The organism is Brevibacterium iodinum ATCC 49514 (assembly GCF_900169265.1).
In the GTDB taxonomy this organism is placed as follows: Bacteria; Actinomycetota; Actinomycetes; order Actinomycetales; family Brevibacteriaceae; genus Brevibacterium; species Brevibacterium iodinum.
In genome coordinates this window covers 22,983-47,695 of record NZ_FXYX01000017.1, presented here as the reverse complement: position 1 = coordinate 47,695, position 24,713 = coordinate 22,983, and the positions used below count along the sequence as shown (strand labels likewise).

General features: G+C 58.4%; 22 protein-coding genes, 1 tRNA gene and 1 pseudogene. 11 read left to right on the top strand and 13 right to left on the bottom strand.

Annotation, left to right across the window (positions count from 1 at the left end):
* Positions 1-83: 83 nt before the first annotated feature.
* The gene (locus tag BI49514_RS11710) at positions 84-1,520 is read right to left on the bottom strand and encodes a recombinase family protein (protein WP_101546713.1); all 1,437 of its coding nucleotides are present in this window, start codon (positions 1,518-1,520) and stop codon (positions 84-86) included.
* 38 nt (positions 1,521-1,558) lie between these two features.
* Here BI49514_RS11710 and BI49514_RS11705 point away from each other — a divergent pair, with 38 nt between their 5' ends.
* The gene (locus BI49514_RS11705) at positions 1,559-2,368 is read left to right on the top strand and encodes an LLM class flavin-dependent oxidoreductase (RefSeq protein WP_101546712.1); all 810 of its coding nucleotides are present in this window, start codon (positions 1,559-1,561) and stop codon (positions 2,366-2,368) included.
* A gap of 176 nt (positions 2,369-2,544) precedes the next feature.
* Here the strand turns inward: BI49514_RS11705 and BI49514_RS16575 are convergent, their stop codons facing one another.
* Together BI49514_RS16575 and BI49514_RS11695 are read right to left on the bottom strand one after the other, a co-directional pair.
* Positions 2,545-3,066 carry a hypothetical protein gene (locus tag BI49514_RS16575; RefSeq protein ID WP_101546711.1) on the bottom strand — a complete coding sequence of 174 codons (522 nt, stop codon included), beginning with the start codon at positions 3,064-3,066 and terminating at the stop codon, positions 2,545-2,547.
* A gap of 24 nt (positions 3,067-3,090) precedes the next feature.
* Positions 3,091-3,717 carry a hypothetical protein gene (locus tag BI49514_RS11695; protein WP_101546710.1) on the bottom strand — a complete coding sequence of 209 codons (627 nt, stop codon included), beginning with the start codon at positions 3,715-3,717 and terminating at the stop codon, positions 3,091-3,093.
* 196 nt (positions 3,718-3,913) lie between these two features.
* Here BI49514_RS11695 and BI49514_RS11690 point away from each other — a divergent pair, with 196 nt between their 5' ends.
* From BI49514_RS11690 to BI49514_RS11680, 3 genes are all read left to right on the top strand, one after another.
* The gene (locus BI49514_RS11690; RefSeq protein ID WP_101546709.1) at positions 3,914-4,993 is read left to right on the top strand and encodes an MFS transporter; all 1,080 of its coding nucleotides are present in this window, start codon (positions 3,914-3,916) and stop codon (positions 4,991-4,993) included.
* A gap of 249 nt (positions 4,994-5,242) precedes the next feature.
* Positions 5,243-7,738: an N-6 DNA methylase gene (locus BI49514_RS11685; protein WP_101546708.1), complete on the top strand. Its 2,496-nt coding sequence runs from the start codon at positions 5,243-5,245 to the stop codon at positions 7,736-7,738.
* Positions 7,739-8,131: 393 nt separating this feature from the next.
* Entirely contained in the window at positions 8,132-8,671 is a 540-nt protein-coding gene (locus BI49514_RS11680; RefSeq protein ID WP_219618454.1) for an NYN domain-containing protein, read from the top strand.
* A gap of 162 nt (positions 8,672-8,833) precedes the next feature.
* On the opposite strand, the gene BI49514_RS11675 is transcribed toward BI49514_RS11680, so the two are convergent.
* From BI49514_RS11675 to BI49514_RS11665, 3 genes are read right to left on the bottom strand one after another with little or no spacing between them, the layout of a single operon-like run.
* Positions 8,834-9,154, bottom strand: coding sequence for a hypothetical protein (locus BI49514_RS11675; RefSeq protein WP_101546706.1), 321 nt, complete (start codon positions 9,152-9,154; stop codon positions 8,834-8,836).
* Positions 9,151-9,435: a hypothetical protein gene (locus tag BI49514_RS11670; protein ID WP_101546705.1), complete on the bottom strand. Its 285-nt coding sequence runs from the start codon at positions 9,433-9,435 to the stop codon at positions 9,151-9,153. The genes BI49514_RS11675 and BI49514_RS11670 overlap by 4 nt, the downstream gene beginning before the upstream one ends.
* Entirely contained in the window at positions 9,432-10,103 is a 672-nt protein-coding gene (locus BI49514_RS11665) for a recombinase family protein (protein ID WP_101546704.1), read from the bottom strand. The genes BI49514_RS11670 and BI49514_RS11665 overlap by 4 nt, the downstream gene beginning before the upstream one ends.
* 221 nt (positions 10,104-10,324) lie before the next feature.
* Between BI49514_RS11665 and BI49514_RS11660 the strand changes: the two genes are divergently transcribed.
* Entirely contained in the window at positions 10,325-11,194 is an 870-nt protein-coding gene (locus tag BI49514_RS11660) for a hypothetical protein (protein ID WP_101546703.1), read from the top strand.
* Positions 11,195-11,258: 64 nt separating this feature from the next.
* Here BI49514_RS11660 and BI49514_RS11655 read toward each other — a convergent pair whose 3' ends face one another.
* The 4 genes from BI49514_RS11655 to BI49514_RS11640 form a co-directional block, all read right to left on the bottom strand.
* Positions 11,259-12,944 carry an FtsK/SpoIIIE domain-containing protein gene (locus BI49514_RS11655; RefSeq protein ID WP_101546702.1) on the bottom strand — a complete coding sequence of 562 codons (1,686 nt, stop codon included), beginning with the start codon at positions 12,942-12,944 and terminating at the stop codon, positions 11,259-11,261.
* Positions 12,945-12,998: 54 nt separating this feature from the next.
* Positions 12,999-14,072 (bottom strand): hypothetical protein, encoded by a 1,074-nt coding sequence (locus BI49514_RS11650; RefSeq protein ID WP_101546701.1) that lies wholly within the window; start codon positions 14,070-14,072, stop codon positions 12,999-13,001.
* 1,704 nt (positions 14,073-15,776) lie between these two features.
* On the bottom strand, positions 15,777-15,986 hold the full coding sequence (locus BI49514_RS11645) for a hypothetical protein (RefSeq protein ID WP_101546700.1): 210 nt from the start codon (positions 15,984-15,986) through the stop codon (positions 15,777-15,779).
* A gap of 321 nt (positions 15,987-16,307) precedes the next feature.
* Positions 16,308-16,580: a hypothetical protein gene (locus BI49514_RS11640; protein ID WP_101546699.1), complete on the bottom strand. Its 273-nt coding sequence runs from the start codon at positions 16,578-16,580 to the stop codon at positions 16,308-16,310.
* Positions 16,581-16,704: 124 nt separating this feature from the next.
* On the opposite strand from BI49514_RS11640, the gene BI49514_RS11635 reads away from it, so the two are divergent.
* Positions 16,705-16,947 (top strand): hypothetical protein, encoded by a 243-nt coding sequence (locus BI49514_RS11635; RefSeq protein WP_101546698.1) that lies wholly within the window; start codon positions 16,705-16,707, stop codon positions 16,945-16,947.
* A 207-nt stretch (positions 16,948-17,154) separates the two neighbouring features.
* Here the strand turns inward: BI49514_RS11635 and BI49514_RS11630 are convergent, their stop codons facing one another.
* Positions 17,155-18,624 (bottom strand): recombinase family protein, encoded by a 1,470-nt coding sequence (locus tag BI49514_RS11630; protein ID WP_167443944.1) that lies wholly within the window; start codon positions 18,622-18,624, stop codon positions 17,155-17,157.
* Between the two features lie 44 nt (positions 18,625-18,668).
* Here BI49514_RS11630 and BI49514_RS17020 point away from each other — a divergent pair.
* The 4 genes and pseudogenes from BI49514_RS17020 to BI49514_RS11615 form a co-directional block, all read left to right on the top strand.
* Positions 18,669-18,764 (top strand): annotated as a pseudogene (locus BI49514_RS17020) (LLM class flavin-dependent oxidoreductase); the annotation flags it as partial.
* A 98-nt stretch (positions 18,765-18,862) separates the two neighbouring features.
* Positions 18,863-20,284 (top strand): MFS transporter, encoded by a 1,422-nt coding sequence (locus tag BI49514_RS11625; RefSeq protein WP_167444025.1) that lies wholly within the window; start codon positions 18,863-18,865, stop codon positions 20,282-20,284.
* A 135-nt stretch (positions 20,285-20,419) separates the two neighbouring features.
* A complete protein-coding gene (locus BI49514_RS11620) occupies positions 20,420-21,688 on the top strand; it encodes an EAL domain-containing protein (protein ID WP_257904125.1) in 1,269 nt (422 codons plus the stop codon).
* A gap of 93 nt (positions 21,689-21,781) precedes the next feature.
* Positions 21,782-21,855: transfer RNA gene (locus tag BI49514_RS11615), tRNA-Ile, on the top strand.
* Positions 21,856-21,927: 72 nt separating this feature from the next.
* On the opposite strand, the gene BI49514_RS11610 is transcribed toward BI49514_RS11615, so the two are convergent.
* Positions 21,928-22,455 (bottom strand): hypothetical protein, encoded by a 528-nt coding sequence (locus BI49514_RS11610; protein WP_101546694.1) that lies wholly within the window; start codon positions 22,453-22,455, stop codon positions 21,928-21,930.
* A 158-nt stretch (positions 22,456-22,613) separates the two neighbouring features.
* Between BI49514_RS11610 and BI49514_RS11605 the strand changes: the two genes are divergently transcribed.
* Complete coding sequence (locus tag BI49514_RS11605; protein WP_101546746.1) at positions 22,614-23,105, top strand: DUF3145 domain-containing protein; 492 nt, start codon at positions 22,614-22,616, stop codon at positions 23,103-23,105.
* Positions 23,106-23,421: 316 nt separating this feature from the next.
* On the opposite strand, the gene BI49514_RS11600 is transcribed toward BI49514_RS11605, so the two are convergent.
* The gene (locus tag BI49514_RS11600; RefSeq protein WP_101546693.1) at positions 23,422-24,666 is read right to left on the bottom strand and encodes a beta-ketoacyl-[acyl-carrier-protein] synthase family protein; all 1,245 of its coding nucleotides are present in this window, start codon (positions 24,664-24,666) and stop codon (positions 23,422-23,424) included.
* Positions 24,667-24,713 lie beyond the last annotated feature (47 nt).

The following is a 24,713-nucleotide window of genomic DNA, read 5'->3' as shown; positions in this document are numbered from 1 at the left end:
TCGCGGCCCCGGTGGGATCTTCTTGTCTGCAACGATTCTCCCATGAGTCGACTCACCATTGCAATGACGAGTCGAGTCATAAGTCAGTCGCGACGCGGCTCGATTCGAATGAGGTCAGGGTCGAACTTCACGTGACCAGGCACGATGGGCTCGATGGTCACTGTCACAAGCTCGTCCACGAGCAGCCGGCGGCGGTCCACGTCCAGAGCCTTCCACTTCGATTCGACCACCTCGCGGCGCTCCGCAGTGCCGACTGGCTCGTCAACACCAGCCAGCAGCTTCGCCGCTACCGACACCGAGCGGTCGAGCAGCTCCGTGTCGATCTCGTCGATCCGGGCCTTCCCGCCCCTGATCGCCTCCGTGATCTCCAGGACAGGCTGTTGCACGTCCAGCAGCAGCGGGCTCAGCTCTTTCACCCGCTCGACCAAGGCGTTCCGCTCGGTCAGCAACGCCTCGCGGTCCGGCCCGTCGTCCTCCTGTGGCATCACGAGGTCGTGCACGTCCACAGAGGACAGGCGGGTGAGTACTGCCTCGGTGACCATCGCATCGACGGGCTCGCGCTGGCGGGTGAGGTGGAACAGCTCGCCGCAACGGTACGTCGGCTGCTTCCGGCTGTTCGTCCCCGAAACTAGCGTCGCGCCGCATCTCCCGCACAGCCCGATAGTGGACAGGAGGTACTTCGGCTGGTTGCCCTGCCTGGCCGACCTCCGCACATTGTCCTCCAGCTTCGCCGCCGCGGCCCGCCACGTCTGCTCCCCGACGATGGGCGGGAACACCTCGCCCTGCACCGGGTACAACTCACCCGACGCGTGGTGCTTGATGTAGCCCGCGTAGAGCGGGTTCGCCAGCAAATACCGCACCGCATCGACGGAGAACTCGGACCCCCTGGCAGTGACGTGCCCGGCACCGTTCAGGTCTTCGCGGATACGCCGGATCGACAGCGACGGCTCGCCGAGGAACGCGTCGAAGGCCCGCCGGACGGCGTCGGCCTCCTCCTCGATCACTTCGCCCTCCCTCGTCCAGCCGAACGCTTTCCAGGCCGACGTCGGGATGCCCTCGGCGCGGCGGCGCTCGTTCGACCTGATCTGACGCTCTGCCTTGCGCCGTGCTTCGAACCGGGCAAGAGCGGCGAGCATCGTCGCCCGGAACTCGCCGTCCGCCGTAGAGAGGTCGATCTCGCCGTCCACAGTGACGACCCGCAGGCCGAGATCGATCAGCGTGTTGAGGTCCTTCGTGCTGCGCAGCAGCCGGTCCATGTCCACGGCGACCACCATCGAGAACCGGCCCGCGCGGGCGTCGTCCAGCATCTCGGCCCAGCGGGTGCCAGTGCGGCGCTTCTTCGTCGCCGACACCGCGTTGTCTTCGTAGACCTCGACGACGTTCCAGTCCTTGGCCTCGGCGAGAGCGTGAATCTTCCTCAGCTGCGTATCGACCGTCCAGCGGTCGCCCTTGCGGTCCATGGAGGCGCGGACGTACGCGGCCACCTCGTTCGTCTTCCTCAGCGCTACCAGTTCGACCATGCAACCAAGCTTACGTGAACGGGTGTTGCAACCGCGAGATGCACTATGAGAACCCGCTCTACCTCGCCGAGGAGGCCGCCGCCCTCGATCTGCTCTCCGACCAGCGAGTGGCGTTGGGTATCAGTCGCGGATCCCCGGAGCCGGCCCTGCGCGGTTGGGAAGCCTTCGGCTACGAGGATCCCATCGAGCCGAAGGCCGCGAACATGGCCAGAGAGAAGTTCGATCGGTTCCTCCGCGCCATCCGCGGCGAGGAACTTGCCCCGGCCGATCTGCAGCAGTTCGGTCCGGGGAAGCGCCTGCGCATCGAACCGCATTCCCCCGGGCTCGATCGACGCATCTGGTGGGGAGCTGGATCCGCCTTCACCGCAGAATGGGCGGCACAGCAGGGTGTGAACCTGATGAGTTCGACTCTGCTCACCGAGGCCACAGGTGCCGCATTCGGAGACCTGCAGGCCGAGCAGATCGCCAGGTACCGTCAGGCATGGAGCGTCGCGGGGCACGGATGGACTCCGAGAGTGTCCGTCAGCCGCAGCATCTTCCCCATTACCACCGACCTCGACGACCTCTACTTCGGTCGGCGTGGGGCGGGCCAAGGGGATCAGATCGGCATCATCGACGACACACGGTCGACGTTCGGCCGTACCTACGCGGGCGAACCGGACAAGCTGATCGACGAGCTCAAGGCCGACGCGGCGATCGCGGCAGCCGATACCATCATGCTCACCATCCCCAGTCAGTTGGGTATTGCTTATTCACTCCACATACTTGAGTCGTTCGCGGAGCACGTCGCACCGTCGTTGGGCTGGGTCCCGACCACTGAGAGCCCGGTAGAGGGATCTGCGGTCTAAGCGGTCGTCACCACAGCCTGCACATTCCCGCATGTGCGTGATGTTCTGCTGTTAGACCGCTGTCTACTGCCTCTGAGACACGATCTACGGCTGACATGAAGAAGCGGCGTTGACCCGATTGAGGTCAACGCCGCCTTTCCGTGCCTGCGGTCCGCGGTCTGCAACTTGAGCGCGAGTCACCCGCGCGGTTTCCACGGGTACCTATTTCCTCTGCGGTAGTGGGACCCAAGGTGTTCGAGCAGTTGATCAGTCGAATAGTACGAAGTCTGCACTGCGCGAAATAACGTGTCTCGGTCTTCCTGCGTCAGCGCACCAAAGACATACTCCGCGTCCTCGCTTGCCGCCGTCATCACAATTGTGTCCGGCAGTCCCTCAAATAGCGGCGGGTCGGTGGCAAGCAGGGAGTACAAGAGACAGGCCACCGCGAAGACGCCCAGGAGCATCCAAAATCCGATGTTTGACAGGTCGTGAAACCCAATCGGGAACACTAGTATGAACACGAGAATGACGAAGGGTATGAGAGCGTGCTTGAGAAACTCGTGTCGCCATTGAGCCCGCGCTTCGGAATCACCGCGAACAACTGCATCCCACGCTGAGCCCTGCGTAATTAAGTACCGATGCAGGCCTGCGGTGGGAACGCTAACCACCGTGTCATGACCGTTGATTCGGTAGCGACCTTGAAATTTTCTGTCTGCCATCTCGACACGAATTTCCTTCTGCGGTCACGGCTTGAACTTCGGCAATACGTCATCGGTCAGGTATTGCTCGCCTTTTGACTGGTCGACCAACTTATCCTTGGTCTTTTCCTGCATGCCTGACCCCGAACTGCTCGATGAGTCAATGCCCGCCGTCATACCGTCTGCATTCACGGTAAAGTCGGTGTTGCCTCTAGGTCCTTCTTCATTTGCCGTAATCGAGATGTTGAGGCGAACGTCAATTTCTTTACCTGAGTCATCCTCGTAGGATGCTGGGGCCTGGCACCGAATGGTTGCGTCTCCTGGCTCGTCTTCGTTGAGCAAATCTTCTGGGAAGTATTCGTCTCTCCATCCTCCGCCTTCGACATACCGGTCATCTGTGGAGCCGAATGTTGCATCTGAGGGGACGTCGACAGCCAATGTCTCGTATACGTCTGCAATCTCGCCGAGAGCCTGTTTGCATGTGCCCGCCACATTGTCTGCGTTGATTGACGCGATGCTGATCTGCTCGTCAGCCGATCCGCCTGCATCGTTGCCGTTCGATTGATCGGGCTGATCCGCGTCAACCTCCTTTGGAACTCCACCACATGCTGCGAGCGTTGATGTAAGAGCCAGTGCGCCAAAGACTGCGGCGATCCGTTTCGTGGCGTGCAAGTCTCGTCCTTTCGTCGGGTATCGTTGCCTGCCTCGACGCTACAAGGACGACTGTGGGTCCTGACCTGCTGTGACGCTGTCCGCACAAACCCGCACAAGCCCAAACGTGCCCGTTAAGTTGGTGCATCGCTCCGTGGGTCCGCATACAATGACGCCTAGTTCGATGCCGTAGATGAACGATGCAAGGAGTGGGTCGATGAACCGACAGCCTGGCGATGACTCGCACACCGAAGACACGTTTGACAGTCTTGTCGGCGATCTTCGAACCCTTCGAGTGAACGCAGGCGTTCTCCCGTACGCCGAAATCGCTAGGCGAATCGGGCGGCATCGTGGGCAGATCAATGGTGATGGTGTTACCGATGCTCCTGCGCGTTCAACGGTCTATGACGCATTTCGTTTAGGTCGCAGCAGGCTCAATGCTGAATTGGTCGGTGAAATCGTGCGTGCGTTGGGCGAGGATGAACATTCCATACAGCAGTGGAAGATTCGTTGCTATCGGGTGCAATCAACCGCCGAGCACGACTGCGAGCGCGAACTTGTCCGCGTTGAAAATCACGTTGAGTCGAATACGGAGACTGAGCCAGCTAAGCCTCATCGTCCGCGCTACATCTACGTTGGCGCGGTCATGCTTCTATGTGCACTTCTGAATGCCCTCGGCTACGCGCTGGTCGGCGAGTTGCATCTTGCTCTGTACCTCGACATGGTCGGGACGGCAACAGGAGCGATCCTACTTGGCCCTTGGTGCGGTGTCGCAATTGCGATACTGGGCAACGCGTTCGGGATATTGATTCATGGACCTATGGCGCTCGTGTTCGCGCTAGTTAACGTCGCCGGCGCGCTTGTATGGGGCTACGGAGTACGACGGCCTGCTTGGACTGCAACGTTCACGCAATTCTTCCGGTTAAACCTTCTGGTCGCTGCTGTATGCACGCTCGTCGCGGTCCCACTTCTGATGTTCGGCTATCACGGCGGCACTGGCCACGAATCGGATCAGTTGACTTACACGTTCACAGCATCAGGCCAAAACCTGTTGAGCGCGGTGCTTCTTTCGAACGGGATCACCTCGATCCTCGACAAGCTCGCAACTGGGTTCATCGCGCTTGCCGTCATCCACGCCTGTACTTCTCGAATCAAAGCCGTCGATCCAGACTTCAGCAGCCCAGCGGACAATTTCCTCCGTTTCGATCTGCATTCGACCATTCGGCGTCTGTCTCCGGTACGCATCTACTCTGCGGTTCAAGCACGTATGCCTCGCACCCGCACAAATCACGCATAGTCGTTGTGTTGTGCTGTGAGTCTGCGGTCTGCTGCCGACTCTGACCCCATCTGAGTGCATTGCCCGCGCTGGAACAACCTCAGTATCAACACGTTGAAGACGACATGTGCCTACACCTCTCAATTATGTGATTAGATGGATCCATGCCTAGAATCACGTATTTATCCCTGACGATGCACCCCATCCGGACTAGACAGTCCACCTGGAAGTCGAGTACGCTAGCCTCACGACGAATGAAAAGAGGCAAAAATGGGTGTACTGACGAACGAGGGCGACGTAACGGGGTACGAGCTGCCCCAGCTCGTGAAAGACCTCGACGATCGCGGCTTCGATCCAGATGCTGTAGCGTACAAGCACTCGATCTCTGTGCAGCAGGGACGCAAGAAGCGCGTCATAGAAGCGGACGCGGTCATGTTCGAAGAGAAGTCCCGACAGACCGCTCTGGTCGTGATCGAAACGAAGCCGCCCGAACCATTCAAGAAGGACGACGCGGCGCAAGCGATTTCCTACGCACGTCTGCTGGACAATGTAGCCCCATTCGCAATTCTGACCAATGGATTGGACACACGTGCCTACGACACTCTGAGCAAGAAGCAGGTCCCGCTCAAGTCGGTTACAAAAGCGGCTGCGAAGGCCAAACTGAATCAGCTTATGGGGTCAGGCGACCTCGTTGCCGAAGCACGTCACGAACTCTTCAGGGTTGAAAACGTGCAGGACTACAAGAGGATCCTCCGCGCGTGCCACAATGCCATTCGTAACAACGAGGGCTTCGATCCTACAAAGGCCTTCGACGAGCTCTCAAAGGTGATGTTCACAAAGCTCTACGAGGAGAAACATCACGGTGAACGCTTTAACCTAAAAAAGTATGATTCGATGGCTGCGGACGGTGTCAACATTATCCACAGCATTTTCGAGCAGACAAAGTCCGATCCTGATTTCAAGGGCCTCTTTGATCCTGACGCTACGATCGAGTTGAATGCTCGCACTGTTAGGCAGCTCGTCGCCCAATTTGAAAACTACGATCTCTCCCTGACTGAATTTGACGTAAAGGGCGAGGCTTTCGAACACTTCCTGGGTGATACTTTCACCGGTGGCCTGGGTCAGTATTTTACGCCGAGGAACGTGGTCGATTTCATGATTGAGGCCTCTGACCCCAAAATCGGTGAGACTGTTGTTGATCCATTCTGCGGGACTGGAGGATTCCTGATTGCTTGGCACAGTGTGGTGTCCTCGATGATTGACGGCTTGCCGGTCGCGAACGCCGAGAAAGAGACTAGGCGTAAGACGTTAGATGAGTCCAGTATCTTTGGCATCGACTGGAACGAACGGACAGCGCAAGCTTGCCGAATGAACCTTTCGATGCATGGTGATGGTGAGTCGAGCCAGAACGTTTTCAAGCAGTCAGGATTTAGTGACGCTGTCACAAGAAAGTCTGACGGCAGTGAAGAGACCCGGATCGGCGGCGCGATGTTTGACAAGTGCCTCACCAATCCGCCATTTGGCGCGACTGAGAGCGATCCCGAGATACTCGCCTCCCACGACTTAGGGCGGGGCCGGAACAGCATCGAAAGAGCTGCTCTTGCGATGGAGCGCGCGATTAGTCTCACGAATCCAGGAGGACTTGTCGCAATCGTCATAATGGACGGCATACTCGCCAATCCGTCCATGAAGTTCGTACGTGACTGGATGCGAAAGCACGCGAAGGTCAATGCGATGGTAAGCCTGAATCCAGAAACCTTTGAGGGCTACGGTGGGCGGGCGAATACGTCTATCCTATTACTAGAAAAGCGTGACTCTCCTCTAGACTCCGTACCTGAAGACGAAGGCCCTGTTTTCATGGCGATGTGTCACAACTCGGGTTACGCTCCGAACGGGCGGGAAGTCGACGGCAACGATCTCATAGAGATTCTCGACGCGTACAAGAAGTGGCGCGATGGCGAGACTTTCGAGAGTGAACTTGCATGGGCTGAGCCACTGCGCGAGCGACTAGATCCGAGGCACTACTGGCGACCAGCAAGCATCGCTGCTACCACGGCAGATCTTTCAGTCGCACTTCGGACGGCGAGCAGTAACCTACGTGTGTTGGTCAGCGAGGTTGACAGGATCCAATCCGATTATGAAGAGTCTAAGATTCATGATCCTAGCCAGTTCGTAGCAACAAAGATCGAGGATCTTCTCGAAGAGATCACATGGAAGGAAAACAAGATTCGGCTTAAGGACGATGAGACTTATGCCGAGGTTGGTGTTCGGTGGTGGGGCGGCGGCACATACGTACGGTCTCGTCGCCGAGGGTCTGAGATCAAAGCAAACTACATGATGCCTGTCGAAGGTGGCACGCTTATCTACAATAGGATGTTTGCGTTCCGTGCATCTTTCGCGATTGCTGGAGATGAAGTGTCCGGTGGCTACGTTTCAAACGAATTTCCGATGTTTCGTGCAAAGGACTCGGAGTTCCAGGACGACCTGTTGCTTCGGTGGATCGTTCATGTTTTGACGGCTCCTACCTCAGTGGGATTGATCGACGCCGAGTCTCAAGGCTCAACTAAAACAAGTCGGAATAGGTTGAACCAAAGCAGTCTGATGGAGCTGAAGATTCCTATACCGAATACGCCTGAGATCATGGAAGAGGCTGTGAGGCTACTTGACAGAGCTGACGCGCTACGTGATGAACTTAAGGATTTGGGTGACGGCGCACAGTCCCTCCGCGACAGCTTCAGTGGCTTCATTCCCCAGCCATCAAGGTGATGAGGACGTGTCTGATTCCTGGAGCTGGACCAATCTATTTCTAGGGGTCTGCAGCGCATCTGGACGTAGCTGAGTCAGAGATTGAGTGGGATAACGCTGAACAGATGCGCATTCGAAAGCAGCTGCGCGCATAGCCTGCACGTTCCCGCACCAAGGAAGTGTTCGCGCGGGAGACGGCGGTCTACTGCCGTCCACGTACATGCCCTAGTCTGCGTCAGACATTCCCCCATGCTCCGGTTTCCTTTCGAGAATCGCACGCCTTCCATAATCAAGTCGCTTGATGGTGCTTGATCATGCACTCTGAGAGATACAGTGAACCTACACAGGCACGGTGCGTGTCAGCGATGTATTGGCACTCTATAGACGGGGTATGGAATGACATTCTATGTGTACGTGGACAACTCAAACGTCTGGATCGAAGGAATGCGAATCAGCGCAGTCCGCAAGGGTCTAGCTAAGTCGACAACGGATGCGATGAACCGAAAGATTACTGACCACGATTGGAGCTACGACTTCGGCAAGCTATACGAGTTGATCTGCCCACCCGATCAGATGATTGGCCGTTCCAGCCTGTTTGGCTCACGTCCTCCGGCAAATGACTCCATTTGGAACCTTGCACGCGCACATGGGTTCGAAGTATTCCTTTTCGATAGGAACGCGGCCAACAAGGAAAAGCAGGTAGATGTAGCGATCTCTACGCAGATCATGGAGGACTCATTTCAACACATGAAGGATGGCGACCGCCTGCTTCTCGTTTCAGGCGACAGGGACTACCTCCCCACAATTGAGTCGCTTCGTAACCGGGGCTTTCCCGCGAGAGTGGCCTTTTGGGAGCACGCCACGGGGAACGAACTCAAGCAAGCGCCAATCGACTACATACCCCTTGATCCCGCCTTTGATTACATCACTCGGACTTCGGAAGTCGATGAGTAGTTTGCGATCTAAGTGCGCGAATAGTAGACATCGGGCGTTACCGCACCGTATACACTTCGTACCGAGGGTTTGCGGTGTGCTGCTGTCCATGCACATGCCTCAGCCGGCATGAAGAAGCGGCGTTGACCTCAATCGTGTCAACGCCGCTTCGCTGTGTTGTCGTCAGGCTTCTTGTTGTTCCTTTTTCGCCTTGAAGTCCCCCAGCGGTGTGATGTTGCGGAAGGCCGGGAAGCACATCGTGACGATCAAGATGAGCACGATGGCGAGTACCCACCCGTTGGGCATCACGAGTGCGCCGTATGCGCCTATTGCCGCCCAGATGAATGTTCGCGGTAGGGCACGCAGTGCGAGTCCTGCAACCAGCATGAGGGGTGCGAGCAGGATGAAGTAGTCGATGCCCGTCATAGCCCACAGTCCGCAACCGATGATTGTGAGGGCGACGGCAAGCTTGTGTGCCTTGATCCACTTTCTGACCTTGTTCATCCCGCATCATCCTCCTCGGATTGCGTCAGTTCACGCATGCTACGAACCTTGAATCCCTTTGAGCTTGCGTAAACGACTGCTTGCACTCGTGTTCCGACGGGAAATAGTTGCGCGCCGTTTGCTTCGACCATGGAGAACACCTGTTCGCCATCGTCGATCTCGTGAATCAACCAGACTAGGTCGCCAAAACTCTTCGAGCGTTTAGCGATCTTGACTACGCCAATGATGTTCTGGTCGTATTCCCTAAGGCTGTGCGCTTCATAGAATTCATCAACGCTCATTGCGTACCACCGTTCTCGATTGCCTTCACGGCCTTGACGATGAGTGACTTGCTGACGGTTTCCGGCTTGCCAGCCTTGCTGAAGCGATTCTTAGACAGCTCCTTGGCAATTCGCCCGTAGCCCCACTTCTTGCTTCGCATGTCTCGGATGCGCATGAAGTCGGTGTCCGTGAGCTTGCGTGGGCGTCCCAGCTGAACGCCCTCAACCTCCTTGAGATACTTCAGCTTCGCTTTTGTTGCACTGCGCACTCGTTCGCGGTACAGCGATGCTCCGAGGGCCTCGGCCGCGATCTGGAACAGTTGCATGGTGTCGGTAGCGATGAACCGGCTGTAACGACCGTCGGTTGTCGTGAATCCGATGCCCTGCTTGTTGAGTGCGTCGAGACCGTTTTGTAGCCCGAGGAAGTCTCGTGAAATTCGGGATGCGTCAACGACCACTAGTTCGAGGTTGTCCTTTTCGGGCTGTTGCGCGATGAAGTCCTGTAACGCGAGCCAGCCTTCACCCTTCACAAGGTTGATTGATCCTGAGACACCGCGGTCAATGAAGATGTTGTCGTGCTCCACTCCACACTTGGTCAGGGCCTCAATCTGCTGTTCGATGGTCTGTTCCTTACCCGATTCCTTTTTGTCGGTGCTCACGCGTGCGTAACCGATTTTGATTGTTTCCATGGTTGTCTCCCGTGCCGTTTTAAGGTGCGTGATTTGCGCACCGTTTTTAATATCGGTTTGGGCGTTTGCTCACCGTTTGCACGAGACGTATCCATAAACGAGCGTTAGATACACGGTCCACTCTCCGCGCAAGAAACAGATCACTTGCGAAGGACACAAGCACCACAACCCGGTGTAGCGTGAAGGTCCGATGCGGGTCCGACTCGTCGTAGGATCGAACCATGAGCGAAGACCTGCCGGAGCACGAGTGGCGCACTATCGCCGACTACGTTGAGGGACAGAGCAACAAGGGAATCGTGGAAGATGAGGAGAGAACCGAAGTCACGCTCGTTCAGAGGGTGCGAAGCTACAGGCTGTTGGGATCTGACTACGAGATTTTTGATGTACACACGAACCTAGACGAACGATGGTGGGTGATTACGAACCCGACTAATCTCTATTTGCAGGGGAGGTTCCCCAGCTACGACGAAACGTTTTCTTTCCACCTGGGCTTAGGTCTGCGAATCATGAACCAGGAACGTGTAGAAACGGATGACGACCGTCTCGAACACATTGGGGGTGCTTGGCGACGGTATGACGATGCCGTCAATGCGCTCAATACAGCTCGCGAAGCCGAGGACTTTCAAAGTATTGGCATAAAGTGCCGAGACGCACTAATCGCGTTCGGAAAACAGCATCAAGCAGACGAATGGGTAATTGAGGACGGGGAGCGACCCAAAGCAAACGATTTCAAACAATGGGCTGATCTGTATGCAAAGAGTCTTGCGACCGGGCGAGTGCGACGCTATCTGAAGGAAATCTCGCATAAGACTTGGGATATTGCTGTCGAACTGCAGCACTACAGCAATGCGACGAGCTGGGATGCCGAATTGGTCCTCGATGCAACTCATAACGTCTTTGACGGGCTCTCCACGGCTATGGTCAAGAGGGCGCGAAAGGAACCGGATCGCTGTCCGAATTGTGGCTCGTACCGATTCAGCCTGACTGGACACGTTGATGTCAGAAGCGGCACTCGCGGTTGGCTCTCCTTTGAGGCCTGTAGTGCCTGCTCGTATCGAAGCGAAGAATCGTTTGACCCGTGGGACGACTGAGCACTCGAATGCTGAGGCCGTCCATGCAGGACATGGACGGCCTCATCGTTGGTGTTTGGTTAGGTCAGACGTTAACCTCCTCGTCGTCGTTCAGGTCGGGCAGTGAACCGAGTCCATCGAGTTGCGGCAGATTCCCAGGTGTCGACTGAGCGCCGTCCTCGTTGTAGAGGAAGTCATCGCTCTCGTCGGGTCGCTCCATAATTTCCCTGAAATCTTCGAGTTGATCGGCTTCGATGTCTCCACGTCCGTGCTCGCGTTCGAAGTCACGGATGAGTCTTGCAAGGTCGTCGTCTCCGAGATAGGCGAAACGGACCTTTACGGGGTCGCCGCTTTCCTCTTGAACATAGCCGATGCCCGCGGTGGCGTATCCGTTGGATTTGGTGCTGGTGGGTATTGCGGTTGAATCGAACCCCCTTGCTTTGGCGTCGTCGCCCAAAAATAGGTCGTTTATGTATGGGCTCTTTTGGCGCAAAAGAACCACGTTGGAGATGTTGTCGCGGATTTCGCCCAGCACCTCTTTATCTGCACGCTGTGTTGCGGCCACAATGTAAACCCCATAGGATCGTCCGGTTGCAATGAGTTGCTCTATGTTTGAAAGGTGGGTTGCCCCCTCGCGTCCGAGCTTTTTGAGCCCTCGATAGAGCGTGAGGTACTCGTCGATGATGAGGATGACCATGGGGTTTTCCTTTGTGGCGGGCAAGTCACGTTGCAGGTTGACGTTCCCTTCGTCGACTGACACTTTAAGGTTGTTCATGCGGTAGTCGAGGATGTCGATGATTTCTGCGATGTGGTCGCCGTGCTCGCGCATGTCATCGTCTTTCAATCCGGATGTAATGCGCTTGAAGATGCTTGACTTGAAGTACTCGTAAGCCTTAAGTTCTGCCTTTTTGGGGTCAATCCCGTGGAATTCTACGAGCCCCTGCGCGACGAAGGGAGAGTATTGGTAGATAGTCCCCTGAATGTATGCCCCCTTTCCTGATCCCGATGCGCCATTGATGAGAGTGTGATGAAGGGGGGACTGCCACACGGCTCCGGTTTCTGTGAATGCCAACGCACATTGGTAGGGAGTCTTCGCGGGGTTTTCCTTGAAAAATTCAACTCCGGCCTTGCGCTCCGTCAAGATGTCGACTGGCTCTTCCTTGTGTGCGATCACGTTCAGTGTGTAGTTGTCGCTCGTTTTGATGACCTCAACTGAGTGAAGTCCCAATTGGGACTCGATCCGTCCCGCCATTCGCTTCAATTGCTCCTCGTCGTTACCGTCGAGCTTCATGTCGATTCGGTAATGCTTGTCAAGGTCTCCGGCCACGTTGTCGGCCGGGTGCGGTGCGCGTACCTTGATGCACTTGGCAGCCGCAGCAACCTGAGCGCGAGCGTTGAACTTCTTGTTTCGTGACACTGGATTGCGCTTGATTGAAGCCTTCACCGCACGAGGGAACGGTGACAGCCACGCGAACTGTGCATGTCCCCTCTTGCCTTCTTCACGGTCAGTGACGTATTGATTCGCGGGTGCGTACATCTCGCAGATGGCATCGTTAGTTAGCAGTTCCGCCTTCGCCTTGAACAGCGCACGCGGCGTTCGTGTGACAAGTCGGCGCACGAGTGCAAGCACGAATGGAGTGCCGTAGCGAACGACACTGGCAAGAATCACAAGACCGATCATGATGAATGGAACGTATGGCTTAACGGCCTGCAAGTACGGTACGAGTGGGCCGAATAGTCCTCCGAGTAGTGTTTCGAGTAGATCAATCATTGTTCAGTTCCTCCAATGGCAACGCGGGTTGTTTGCCTAGTGAGTGTGTTTGGGTCAGTGTGTTTGCACTCGCACGCGGTTGGCTGGACGCAACGGGTCGCCGTCGCGGTTGCAGATGGGGAGAACAGTCAGCTTCCCGGAGCTAAACAGCTTGTAGTCACCTGCTGCATCAACCTTGCGAAGCAACGTTTCGACGCCTGAGCCGATCGTGAAGTACACGGCTCGCGCGTACACATATGGCTTGTCCAGTTCGGACTTCAACGTGGCGAGGATCGAGTCGTATTGGTCCCACGACTTCTTGTTCAGTTCGACTTCAACGAGGATGTTCTGCGACTTTTGCTTGCGATCCTTGTCGAGGTTGATGACAAGATCGGGCTGGTGAACGTACTTGAGCTTTGAATTCTCACGGCGTGGATAACCGATTGTGTACAAGACCGGATGCGCTTCGAGCAGGTTGCTCCATTCGATTCGCCCATCTTGTGCATCGGTCAGTGCGCGCTTTAGGAGTTCGAGCCTCAGCTTGCCGTAATCGTTGCTTTTGCCTTGCTTTTTGTTCTCGACGAGCTGTCGTTGCACCGGTGTGAATGCTGCTCGCATTTCGTGCTCGCTGATGAGCTGGTCAAGTCCAACAGGTTCTACACCTAGCGAGCCTTTGAAAAATCCGGCTGGTGACGCGAACTGTGCGGCGACACGAGCGATCATCCGGTAATGTTTGAGTCGTTCGATGCTAATGCCGTCGAGTGATGCTGCATGTGTCATGTCGTAGTCGAACTCGTGTGCATAAGCGATGCCGAGCTTTGACAGTCCGTATGATGTGACTCCTGAGACTGCGTCGCGGAACTTTTCGAGCGCGTCGAGGTTGTACAGCTTGCGAAGATACTGCTCAGTGCCTCTCACGGTCATGAGTTCACCGCCTGCGCTGATGCGACTCGGTTGGCTTCGGTTGAGGACGGACAGTGATTCACTGTCGACTCCTGGGAACATTCCGGCGAATGCGAGCAGTCGTGCATTGCTTGCGGTTACGCGCCCTCGCGGTGTTCCAAGTCGTATGCTCTTGGGCTTCTCAGGTGTCTTGTTCTCGTCGAGATCGGGAAGCTTGAAGGTGTTTTCGGTTCGTGGAATCGCCATGGTTCCTCCTGCGGTTGTTGTGGGTTGGTTGCAGGATGCATATCGGAACGATGCGATGTTGAGCGCGATGCAAAGTGTGATGCAGTGGTTGATGCACAGTGGGACATGGAAAGTGGCATCGAGATTGCATCGACCTAGTGCGATGCAGAGTCATTTCGGCGCAAAAGACGAATGTTGGTTTTCCTCATAAAGGAAACCCCAACCGTTACTAGCCCTAACTTTGGACCACCGCGCGCCGCCGTCGTGATGGCTGCCCGAAGTCCCCGAAGTCTTGGCGAAGCCTTCCAAGGATGGAGTCAACGGTTCTCCGGTAGACCAGTAGCAAAGTAGACCACTTCCAGAAAGCCCTCCAGAAGACTACTAGAAAGCCCTCCAGAAAGCCCCAGCAGACCTCTAGCAGTCCTCTAGCGGAACTCCGGCGCAGACGGTGGTGGGGTCGCGGTTCGACTCCCGATATGATGCGCTCGTTGCGAATCATCCCTACCTTTGCAACTGTTGAATGCCGTCCTCCAACTTTTTGGCATTCGCGTGGGACAACGGCCTGCAAGTAGCAATCACCAGTTGCTTGCGGGCCGTTCTTTTGCGAGAGCACGGGGCAGAGTCTGCGCCTGCCGTCGATATGATCCATCGAATGTTTTTCACACGAGATGGAGGGGTCATGGCGCGCCAAGAACGCAAGCCGCGTAAGCCACGACAGCGGCGACGAACGCACGGTACACGAAGGCCAGTTGAACGCGACTGGTTGAGTCGGATTTCGCATCACATCGCTATGAAGCATGCTGGGCGTGAACTTCATCCGAAGCATGTTTGGGTGCGACCGACGGAGGCCGAGGGCTACCGCTGGTACAACGTGTGTTACCGACTGTCGCAAGACGGTTCAGTGATCGTGTTGGACAATCCGCTCGATGTCAACAGTAAGGATTGGGCGGCATACTGTCGGTATCAAGAACAGTTTCAGCCTGGGTTTCGCAAGCGAGTTGAGGCTCGTCAATGGCGGTGATCTGTGAGATTGGTCTCAATTGAGCATGAGATTGCTCACATTTGAGCCGTCAATCGCAACTTCGCTTTCGTGTTTCGATATAACAACCCCATGACGCCCTGCCCGGTGTCGAGACTATCTCGGGCAGGAGATGGTTTCGGCACTGGGTGGGGCGTCATTTCAGTTGGCGAACGTATGAGTTTTGGCCCGTCAGGGCGTTTTGGGATTTGAGCCGCACGTCTACGCTGGTTGCTTTGCAATCGGCGGTTCGTCCTTCGTTGAGGTGGAGGCCTCGGCGATTGTAGGTAGGGATAGAGTTGGGCAATGCAACTCGATTCGAAGCAACACATTGCTGGGAGGAGCCCTCCCGCGGGCCGCACACATTTTCCCGCTGATCGCTGATCAGGCATCGTTTGTGTGTTGGTAAATGCCGCAACAAGGTCGGGCATTTCCGGAGTGGTGAACCGGGACGTTGGATATCTCGTGGCCAATACGTGTTGAAGTTGGCTACCTCGTTTGATCGGGGCGGAGGCGCTGGACCGGATACAGGTGCTCTCCCGCAGGCTTCGCGGCTTGTGGGGGGTAGGGGGGAGAGTCAAGGGTGGTTACTCCTCCTTACCTGTTGTAGGCCGGAGGCTAAGTCGCTGACTCTCTTCTAGATTTGAGGCTCGTGCTCGTTGTTGAGTGCGGGCCTTTTGTGTGCGCTCCTTTGGGTTGCTCTGGTGTCACTCCTTTTTGATGCTGGTAGTCCATCGTGTGTAAATCTGATTCATCACCTCTTGAGCCTTTTCGTAGGTCTCGGGCAGATCATTGTTGGTCATTAGAGCTCCCCACCATCCGCTCACGTAGATACCGAGTGAACTCATTTGTGCTTCGGTGAGGTCAGGTTCGACGGCCTCGTACATTTCGAGCATCGCCAGCTTGGGATCTTTCATCGGTATGTATTCCTCTCCCTTGGTAGCGTTGGCGCTACTTGTTGATTGCATCGGTATGTGAGACGACAGTTGTGTCGGAGTCATGGTGCGCTACTCGGCGCGTGTTTGCCTCGGACACTTGCCCTCTCCATTTGCGCTTAGTCTCAAGAATCGCGGTGAGTTGATGAGCGCGTCAGGAGTGACGGTTTCGACGGGTTTCGGTCTCTAGACCTCTAGAACGGCAGCTACGGGCCGCGTGGGAGCGATGCTCATAGCTTCCGTTCTCAGGATGCAGTTTCGCTCACTCGGAGGTCTGCAATTTCCGTCGTCTTGGAGTCGGGTTCAGTCGTGGAGCGGCGCCGCTGCTTCGAGCGCCTTGGCGATCACGCTGTCGTACTCGTCGGGATCGACTGCCTGGCCGTTTGCCTCGAGACCGGCGATGTAGCCGAAGACGAATGTTTGCTCGAACGTGTTGGGCTCTCGGCCCTTGGTGCGCTGGACGTTCTCGTTGAGGCGCTGGGAGATAAGCGTGATTTTGACTGCAGCGGGGTGGACGTCCTCGGGTGCGCCCGGCTGGGGTCCGTCTGGAATGTTGAACTCTGTGTTATCTGCCATGTTGTGACGCTACCTTCGACCACGTTCATAGTAAAGACATGTTCAGCATGTGATCTTGCCTCCACTTGTCAGCACTACGTCAGGGTGGGTTGACACTACTAGTAGTCCGGCAATGATGCCATCCATGACGAACACACCGAAAACCCAGTCCACCACCCCTGCTACTGACGATGTTGTCTTCGACCCTGCGGAAGTCTCGCGTGTCGTGTCGCTCGTCCGTCACGAGTTGTCTGTCCTCGCGCAGGATGCGAAGCGTAAGCGTCCTCTGTATGCGAAGTCGGTCGATGAGGCTGTCGCTCGTCGTAACGCTTCGTTCAAGGCGTTGACTGAATTCGCGTCACACCTCGATTCGATGAAGCGCACCTGACGACTCCCCGCTTCTTGCACTCAAGCCGATCGTGTTTGCGGTCGGCTTTTGTGTTGTCGCGGTAGTCGTGACGCTCACATGCCTCTCAACGGCCATGTGCGGCGTGCTAAGCGGTTTTCGTGTGTCATGTGTGGGTATCTTCACCAGGACAGCGTGAACCGCTTAGAGCGCGTTCTACTGCGTTTGAGGTTTGTCTGTTGGAACGCCTTAACCGCGCCACACGATTTCGATCCGTTTTGCTCCTGCATCGCCCCATCCCGCGCGCCCTCGTAGTCCCTTCTTGACGATGACAGTCTCAACGACCTGTCGCATGGCGAGCGTTTTACGGTCGAAGCTGTCGGGTTCTTCGTTCGGGACGATTGCTGCCATTTCCTCGAGTAGGAATTTGTCGTACCAGGTTTCGAGGTCGAGTGGTGTTTTGGGTTCGGCGCGTTGTGCTAGAAAGTCGTCCCGTTCCTTACGTAGTTGCTGCCTGATTTGTTCTTGCGTGTCGATCATCGGGAACGCCACGCTCGATGGTAGTTCGTTCGAGTGGTAGGCGGTCATGAGTTCTTCGATCTTTGCGTTGGCGGCATCGAGCTCGTTCTGCTTCGGCCATTCCTCGTCTTGTTGCGGGGCTGCATCTTTGTCCCTGCCTTGTGTGCGTCGGTCGACGTAGTGGTTGATGACCTCCCATTGCACCTCGGATTCGAGTGTGTCTGCCGTGATGACGTTGTGTCCTTTGCCGGGTTTGCATGTGTAAGTGCGAGTCTTGCCGAGTTGGCCGTACATTTTTCCGCCACATACGCCGCATTTAACCATTCCGGACAAATACCACTTGCCTTGTCTGACCTTCTTTAGACCGCGTTTGCGGAGCATGGCGAGCGCGTCCTCTCGGTCTTTGAGCGAGATGATCGGCTCCCATGTGCCCATGACGAGTTCGCCGGTGGAGTCGCGGAGTGGTTCGCGTTTGTAGGTGCGGACTCCTGCTGTGCGCCAGCCGACGAGTACGCGATGCAATGTCTGCCAGGGCCATTCATCTTTTCCTGCAGCAGTCTTGATCCCCTGCCGTTCCCAATCCCGTGCGATTGTCGTGACAGATTCGCCTTGTTTGAGCCGTTCGACGCCTGCTCTGATGAGGGCTGCTTCTTCGGGGTTGACAGTGATTCCGTCGCGCTCCCAGCCGAACGCCCTTTGGTGTTGGAGTTTGGGTTTGCCTTGGAGCGCGTTGTGGAGGAACGCCGCCTTTTGTCGTTCTGCGATCCTGTCCGATTCGGCAGCGTCGACTGAGGCTTTGATGCGTGCGACCATGCGCCCGTCACTCGTGGAGAGGTCATCGTCACCTGATGCGACCGTGTGGATGATGACGTCGGATTGCTCGTGGAGCTGGATGAGGTCTTCGAGTTCGAGCATGCGCCTGGTGAGGCGTGAGTTCGAGTAGGCGAGGATGTGATGAAACCTGCCCGAGCGTGCGTCTTTGATCAGCCGTGCGTATGCGTCGCGTTGTTTGGTGGTCGATGTTCGATCGGATGCGCCGATGTCGTTGTCGGTGTACACGTCGACCACATTGAGTCCGAGACGCGTCGCCAGCTCGCGGCAGAGTCGTTCTTGCCGCTCGACACCTTCTCCGTCTCCTTCGGCGTCTCGACTGATGCGGCAGTAGATGGCGGCATGTGTGTCTGTTGACCGGGCCTGCACTGTCGGGTCCCTTCCTCGGTTGGGACCGATTATATACCCAGGCAATCCCGAACCAGCTCGGCGTCGACTACAACCTGCATATCCTCGAGTCCTTTGCCCAGCACGTTGCGCCGGCGCTGGGCTGGGTTCCTGCCGGATAATGCTGAGAAGCGGGGTTGAACCAGACTGCATGAACGTAGGATGAGACGAGGCAGAGGCGACGAATAGCTGAGGGGGCCGCGTGAGCGAGAGCACGAAGATGACGCAGACGCAGAAGCGCATCCTCCTCATCGGCCTCGTTCCCCTCTTCATGTCCCTGCTGTCGGTGTCCAGCATCAACGTCGTCCTGCCCTCGATCGCTGCTGATATCGACGCCTCCACTTCGGCGCTGCAATGGGTGCTCACCGGTTATGCGCTGTCCTTCGGCGTTGTCCTCGTCGCCGCCGGACGTGCCGGAGACGTCTTCGGACGCGGACAGCTGTTCGTCATCGGAGTCGGCCTGTTCGGGCTGTCCTCGCTGGTGGCCGGAATCGCCCCTGACCCGCTGACGCTCAACATCTCCCGAGTGACCATGGGGCTGGGCTCCGGATTCCTCAACCCGCAGGTCGTGGGCCTGCTGCAGCAGTACTTCCAAGGGCCGCCGCGCGGTCGTGCATTCGGACTGATGGGCACCACCGTCGGCTTGTCGGTGGCCATCGGCCCTGTGCTCGGCGGTGCCCTCATCGCACTGTTCGGCAGCGAGCTCGGATGGAGAGCGACCTTCCTGGTCAATGTGCCCTTCGCCATCGCCTCGCTCATCCTCGCCCGGGCCTGGCTGCCTGCCGGAGCATGGCGACCCGCCGTCGACCAGGATGCGAAGAATTCCGATGGCGGCAAGGATCTCGACCCCGTGGGGGTCATCCTCCTCGGCGGCGGCGTCCTCCTGATCCTCCTGCCCTTCGTCGAATCATCGCTGGGCTGGTTCATCTGGCTGTCCCTGCCGATCGGCATCGGCATGATCTGGGTGTGGGCCCGGTGGGAACGTCGGTACGCGCGTCTGGGCCGTCCCCCGATGGTCGATCTCGATCTCTTCCGCATCCGCAGCTTCAGCAACGGTTCGATCATCATCGCCCTCTACTTCCTCGGCGTCACCAGCGTCTGGGTCCTCGTCGCCATGTACATGCAACAGGGGCTGGGACACACCGCCTTGGCCGCGGGAATGATCGGTCTGCCTGCCGCGCTGTGCTCGGCGGTCTCAGCCGATGTGTCCGGACGGTTCGTCTTCCAGATCGGACGCCGCCTCGTTGTCTGGGGAATCGCGCTGTGCCTCGTCGGTCTGGTGGCCACGATCGCCGTCGTCGCGCTGCTGTCCCAGGGCATCGGCAGCGAATGGTGGATGCTGCTGACCCTGGCGTTCATCGGCTCCGCGCAGGGCATGGTCATCAGCCCCAACCAGACTCTCACCCTGCAGGAGGTCCCCCTGAGGTACGCCGGGTCCTCGGGAGGAGTGCTCCAGACCGGGCAGCGCATCGGCACTTCGATGGGGCTGGCGATCATGACCGCGCTGGCGTTCTCGATCACCGCGGTGAGCAATTGGCATTGGGGGATGATGGGGGCGTTCGTCGCGATCGCCGTCATCGTCATCCTCGCCGGTATCGTCGGTCTCATCGAGGTTCGCCGAGGCGGCCCCCGCCGGGCTTGAGTGCCGCTCGCGCCGCGCCCGGCCGAGTCAGGCAATCGTCAGCTGTCAGCGCAATAATGTTACGGAATTTAGACAATCCGCTGTGTCCGAATGTGGAAGACTGTGAACGCACATCAGCCCATGGAAGGAAACACAGTGGTCGAGGCCGTACCCGATGACGAGCTGGAGCTCGAGGAACTCGTGCGCTCGGGCGGGATAGAAACCTATTTCGCCCCCGTCGTCGACGCACTGACCTTCCAGCGGGTCGGCCACCAGATTCTGCAGGCTCCCACGGGTTCCCCGGAGTTGGGTCGTGCCGAGTCGGAGAACCTGCGTCACGCCATGCGCGCCTCGACGATCACGGGTGATATCGACGCCTCTCTGCGTGACTCTGCGCTGCGCACGGCAGAAGGGGCCGGTCTGCCGAAGTCGAACCGCCTGTTCCTCCACGCCGAAGCTGAGTCTTTTGCGACCCTCGAGGACCGCACCGGAGAACCCGACCGCTCGGTCATCCTCCAACTCGACGCCACCCGGGTCGCCTCGTCCCCGGCCTCAGTGCTGCGCTCGGTGCGCTCCGCACGCGCCATGGGATGGGGAGTCGGCATGTCTTCCGTGGGTGCCGACCTGCGCAGCACCGCCTTCGTCCCGCTGGTCAACCCTTCGGTCGTCGGACTCCACCCGGACGTTCTGCGCATCGACTGCGACTCTCATCTCGCAGAACTCAACCGTCTTCTCCACGCGCATCTCGAGCGCACCGGTGCGGTCATCCTCGCCGACGGTGTCGAGACCGAGGACGACCTGGACCGCGTGCGGGCGCTCGGGGCGAGGTTCATGTCCGGACCCTACTTCGGTGAGGCCACGAAGGAGCCGCAGGCGTTCTCCGAGCCGAGCGAAGACGCCCTCGTCTCTCACTACTCTCGCAATCTGCCGGCACTGGGCACCCCGTATTCGATCTCTCAGGGACTGCGGCGGGAGCCTCTGGTGATGAACCGCGAACTCCTCGTCGCTCAGATCGCTGCCTTGGAGGAACGTGCTCTCGCATCGGGTACCGCAACCATCACTCTCGGTGTGTTCGGGGAGGACGACGAGTTCTCCGAGGCGACGCGGCTCCGCTATGAGAAGATCCGGGACACCGTGGGGCTCACGGCGATGTTCTCCGGTGGCTTCGACGGACCGCCGATTCCCGGAGTGCGCACCGGACTCGTCGACGCGTCCGATCCCATTCGCAATGAGCACGGCGTCGTCGTGGTCGGGCCGGACTGGTCGGGCATGGTTGCCGCGTCGAAGCGCAACGACCCGGGCAGCGACGGACAGACCGTCTTCGATGTCTACATCACGACCGACCGCTACACATGCGTCGACGCGGCACGCAGCGTTCTCACTCGCGTCGCACCTCTTACCGCAACGGCGAAGCTGCGGGCCTGAGCGGAGCGAGTCCGGGTGTCTCGACTCCGCAGAACCCACGTGTGATCCGAATGGGGGAAGCGGACTCCGATGGTGCTAATGTTGTCTCGGCTGGCCCCCGTAGCTCAGCTGGTTAGAGCAGGGAACTCATAATTCCTTGGTCGTCGGTTCAAGTCCGACCGGGGGCACCGCAGAGCCATTCGTTGACTCGGTCAGACGCATCAATTGCTTTCACTGTCGTTGAACTCTGACTTCCGCCGTCACCGCTCGTCGGACTCAGTCTCTGTCTGATTGTTCGGGCTCAGATCGAGCACTGCGCCGGACAGGGGAGCGTAGGCGATCCATTCCCCGTCCGGATTGTTCTTCCTGCGTTCTTGAGCTTCGCGCCATTCGGCCTCGTCCTCGTCGAAGAGCCGGGCGAAAGCTGCTTCCGCTGCAGGGTTCTGGGCAGGATGCTCCGCTCGTATATGCACCGTCTCTGCTCCGTCCTCATACGAGGAGAATTCCACTTCGAACTGCGGGCCGACTTCGGCAGCGACCAGACGTGCGAGGCGCACCCCTTCCTCGGTGAAGGTGCGTGCCGCGCTCTCCGGGACCCAATTGAAGTCGGAGTCGAGTGAGTCGTAGTAGAACTCCTCCCAGTCCACCAGCTCCGCGACGAGCCCGCCGGACAGCCCCGTGTCCTCGTACTCGATCGGCATGCTGATCCACAGCACCGTACCCGCATAGTCGGGGAACATGCGGATGGTCCGCGGCGGTCGTTCGTCGGTCATCTGCTCCTCGGTCATGGCGCCAGCCTAACGCCGGTCATTCGCTCGGCACAGACACCCGACGCCACCAGCATCTTTGATGCTTGGCTGCACGCCGAACATCGACTATCATGTGGTCAGCACCTCCTTTCGGATCGTAGGGGAAGACGTATCCGAGGTAGGAGGCAGAAATGGATATGACTCAGGGCGTACTCTTCGTCCACTCAGCACCTCGTGCGCTGTGCCCTCACATCGAGTGGGCAGCGGGCGGGGCCATCGGCGCACAGGCACGCTTCGACTGGACACCCCAGCCGGCAGCACCAGGTCTCGTGCGCGCAGAAGTCTGCTGGCGCGCGCCCGCAGGCTCCGGAGCTCGCATCGCATCCGCCCTGCGCGGCTGGGACTCACTCCGCTACGAAGTCACCGAGGAGCCCTCGGCCGGAGTCGACGGCGGTCGATGGAGCCACACACCTGATCTGGGCATCTACCACGCTGTCACCGACACGGCCGGCAACATCCTCGTCCCTGAAGACCGCATCCGCTCCGTGATGGAACGCGCTGCCGGGGACCCGGCGAAGTTCTCCTCGGAGATGGCGACCGCCCTCGGAGAAGCCTGGGATGAGGAACTCGACGCGTTCCGCCACGCAGGTGAAGGCGCACCGGTGCGCTGGCTGACGAAGGTCGGCTGAACCGCTCCGTTCACCGCCGAACTGCACGAAGCTGCGAGAGTTCGAGCGTTCACAAATGCCGATGGGCACACTTTCCTACCTCGGGGGTGCCCATTTCGCACGCTCTCGTGCCTGAGCGCCTTATGCCGGGAGGCTCTGCACCGACCACCCTCCTGGGCGCCTTGAGCAGATTGCTCTGCGCAAGCCACCTTCCCAGGCACAGATCGCGTCCTGCGCCCTCATGGAAACGGCCCACTCCGAGTCGGAAAGCACAGTTTCAAAACCGTGCTTTTCGGCTCAGAGTGGGCCGTAGCGCTGTCTGAGTTCGCTCAGGATCTCAGACTGAGCGGAACGCGACGACGGCGTTGTGACCGCCGAAGCCGAACGAGTTCGTGATCGCCGCGATATCGCCGGCAGGCAGATCCGCAGGAGTGTCACGGACGATGTTGATCCCCTTGACCTTCGGATCGACCTCGTCGACGTTGATGGTCGGGGGAGCGGTGCGAGTCTGCAGCGCCTTGACCGTGAGGATCGCCTCCACGGCCCCCGTACCTCCGAGGAGGTGCCCGGTCATCGACTTCGTGGCCGAGACCAGTGCATCGGAGACGTTGTCACCGAGGAGTTCGCTGATGGCCAGCGATTCCGGGATGTCTCCGACCGGAGTCGACGTGGCATGCGCGTTGACGTGTTTGATATCGGCGGCGGTCAGTCCACCGGCGTCGAGCGCCTGCTGCATGGCAGCGAGAGCGTGCTTACCTTCGGGCTCCCCGCCGGTGATGTGGTAGGCATCGTTCGAGATGCCCCAGCTGGCCACCTCGGCGTAGATCTTCGCTCCACGGGCCTTCGCGTGCTCCTCGGTCTCGAGGATGAGCGTGCCAGCGCCTTCACCCATGACGAAGCCGTCGCGGTCGACGTCATAAGGTCGCGAGGCGGTCTCGGGGGAGTCAGTGCGACGCGAGAGCGCCTGCATCGAATTGAACGCGGCGAGAGTGATCGGGTGGATCGCGGCCTCGGATCCGCCGGCGATGATGATGTCGGCCTTGCCCGAAGCGAGAACGTCATAGGCATGACCGAGGCTCTCGGTCGAAGACGCGCACGCAGAGACCAGGGTCTGCACTCCGGCGCGAGCCTTGAATTCCATTCCGATGGCAGCCGCAGGGCCATTCGGCATGAGCATGGGAACCGTCAGGGGCATGACCCGTCGCGGGCCTTCCTCCTGCAGGGTGTCCCAGGCGTCGAGCAGAGTCCAGACTCCGCCGATTCCGCTGGCCCATGAGACGGCAGTGCGTTCCGGATCGGTCTCCTCGAGACCGGCGTCGGCCATGGCTTCACGGGCAGAGATGAGAGCGAACTGGCTCGAAGGATCGAGGCGTTTGGCCTGAACCCGTTTGAGATTGTCGGGCACGACCTGTGGGTCGACCTGCGCTGCGAAGTCCACGGCGAGGCCGTACTTCTCTGACCAATCGTTGTCCATTGTGTGGACGCCGGACTGACCGGCCAGAATGGCTTCCCAAGTGGCATCGACAGTCGCGCCCAAGGGGGTTACCGCACCGATTCCGGTGACGACAACTTTAGATGTCATGGTACAAACCTCGTCGATAGTGTGGACACGGCCCGTCTGTGGACGGG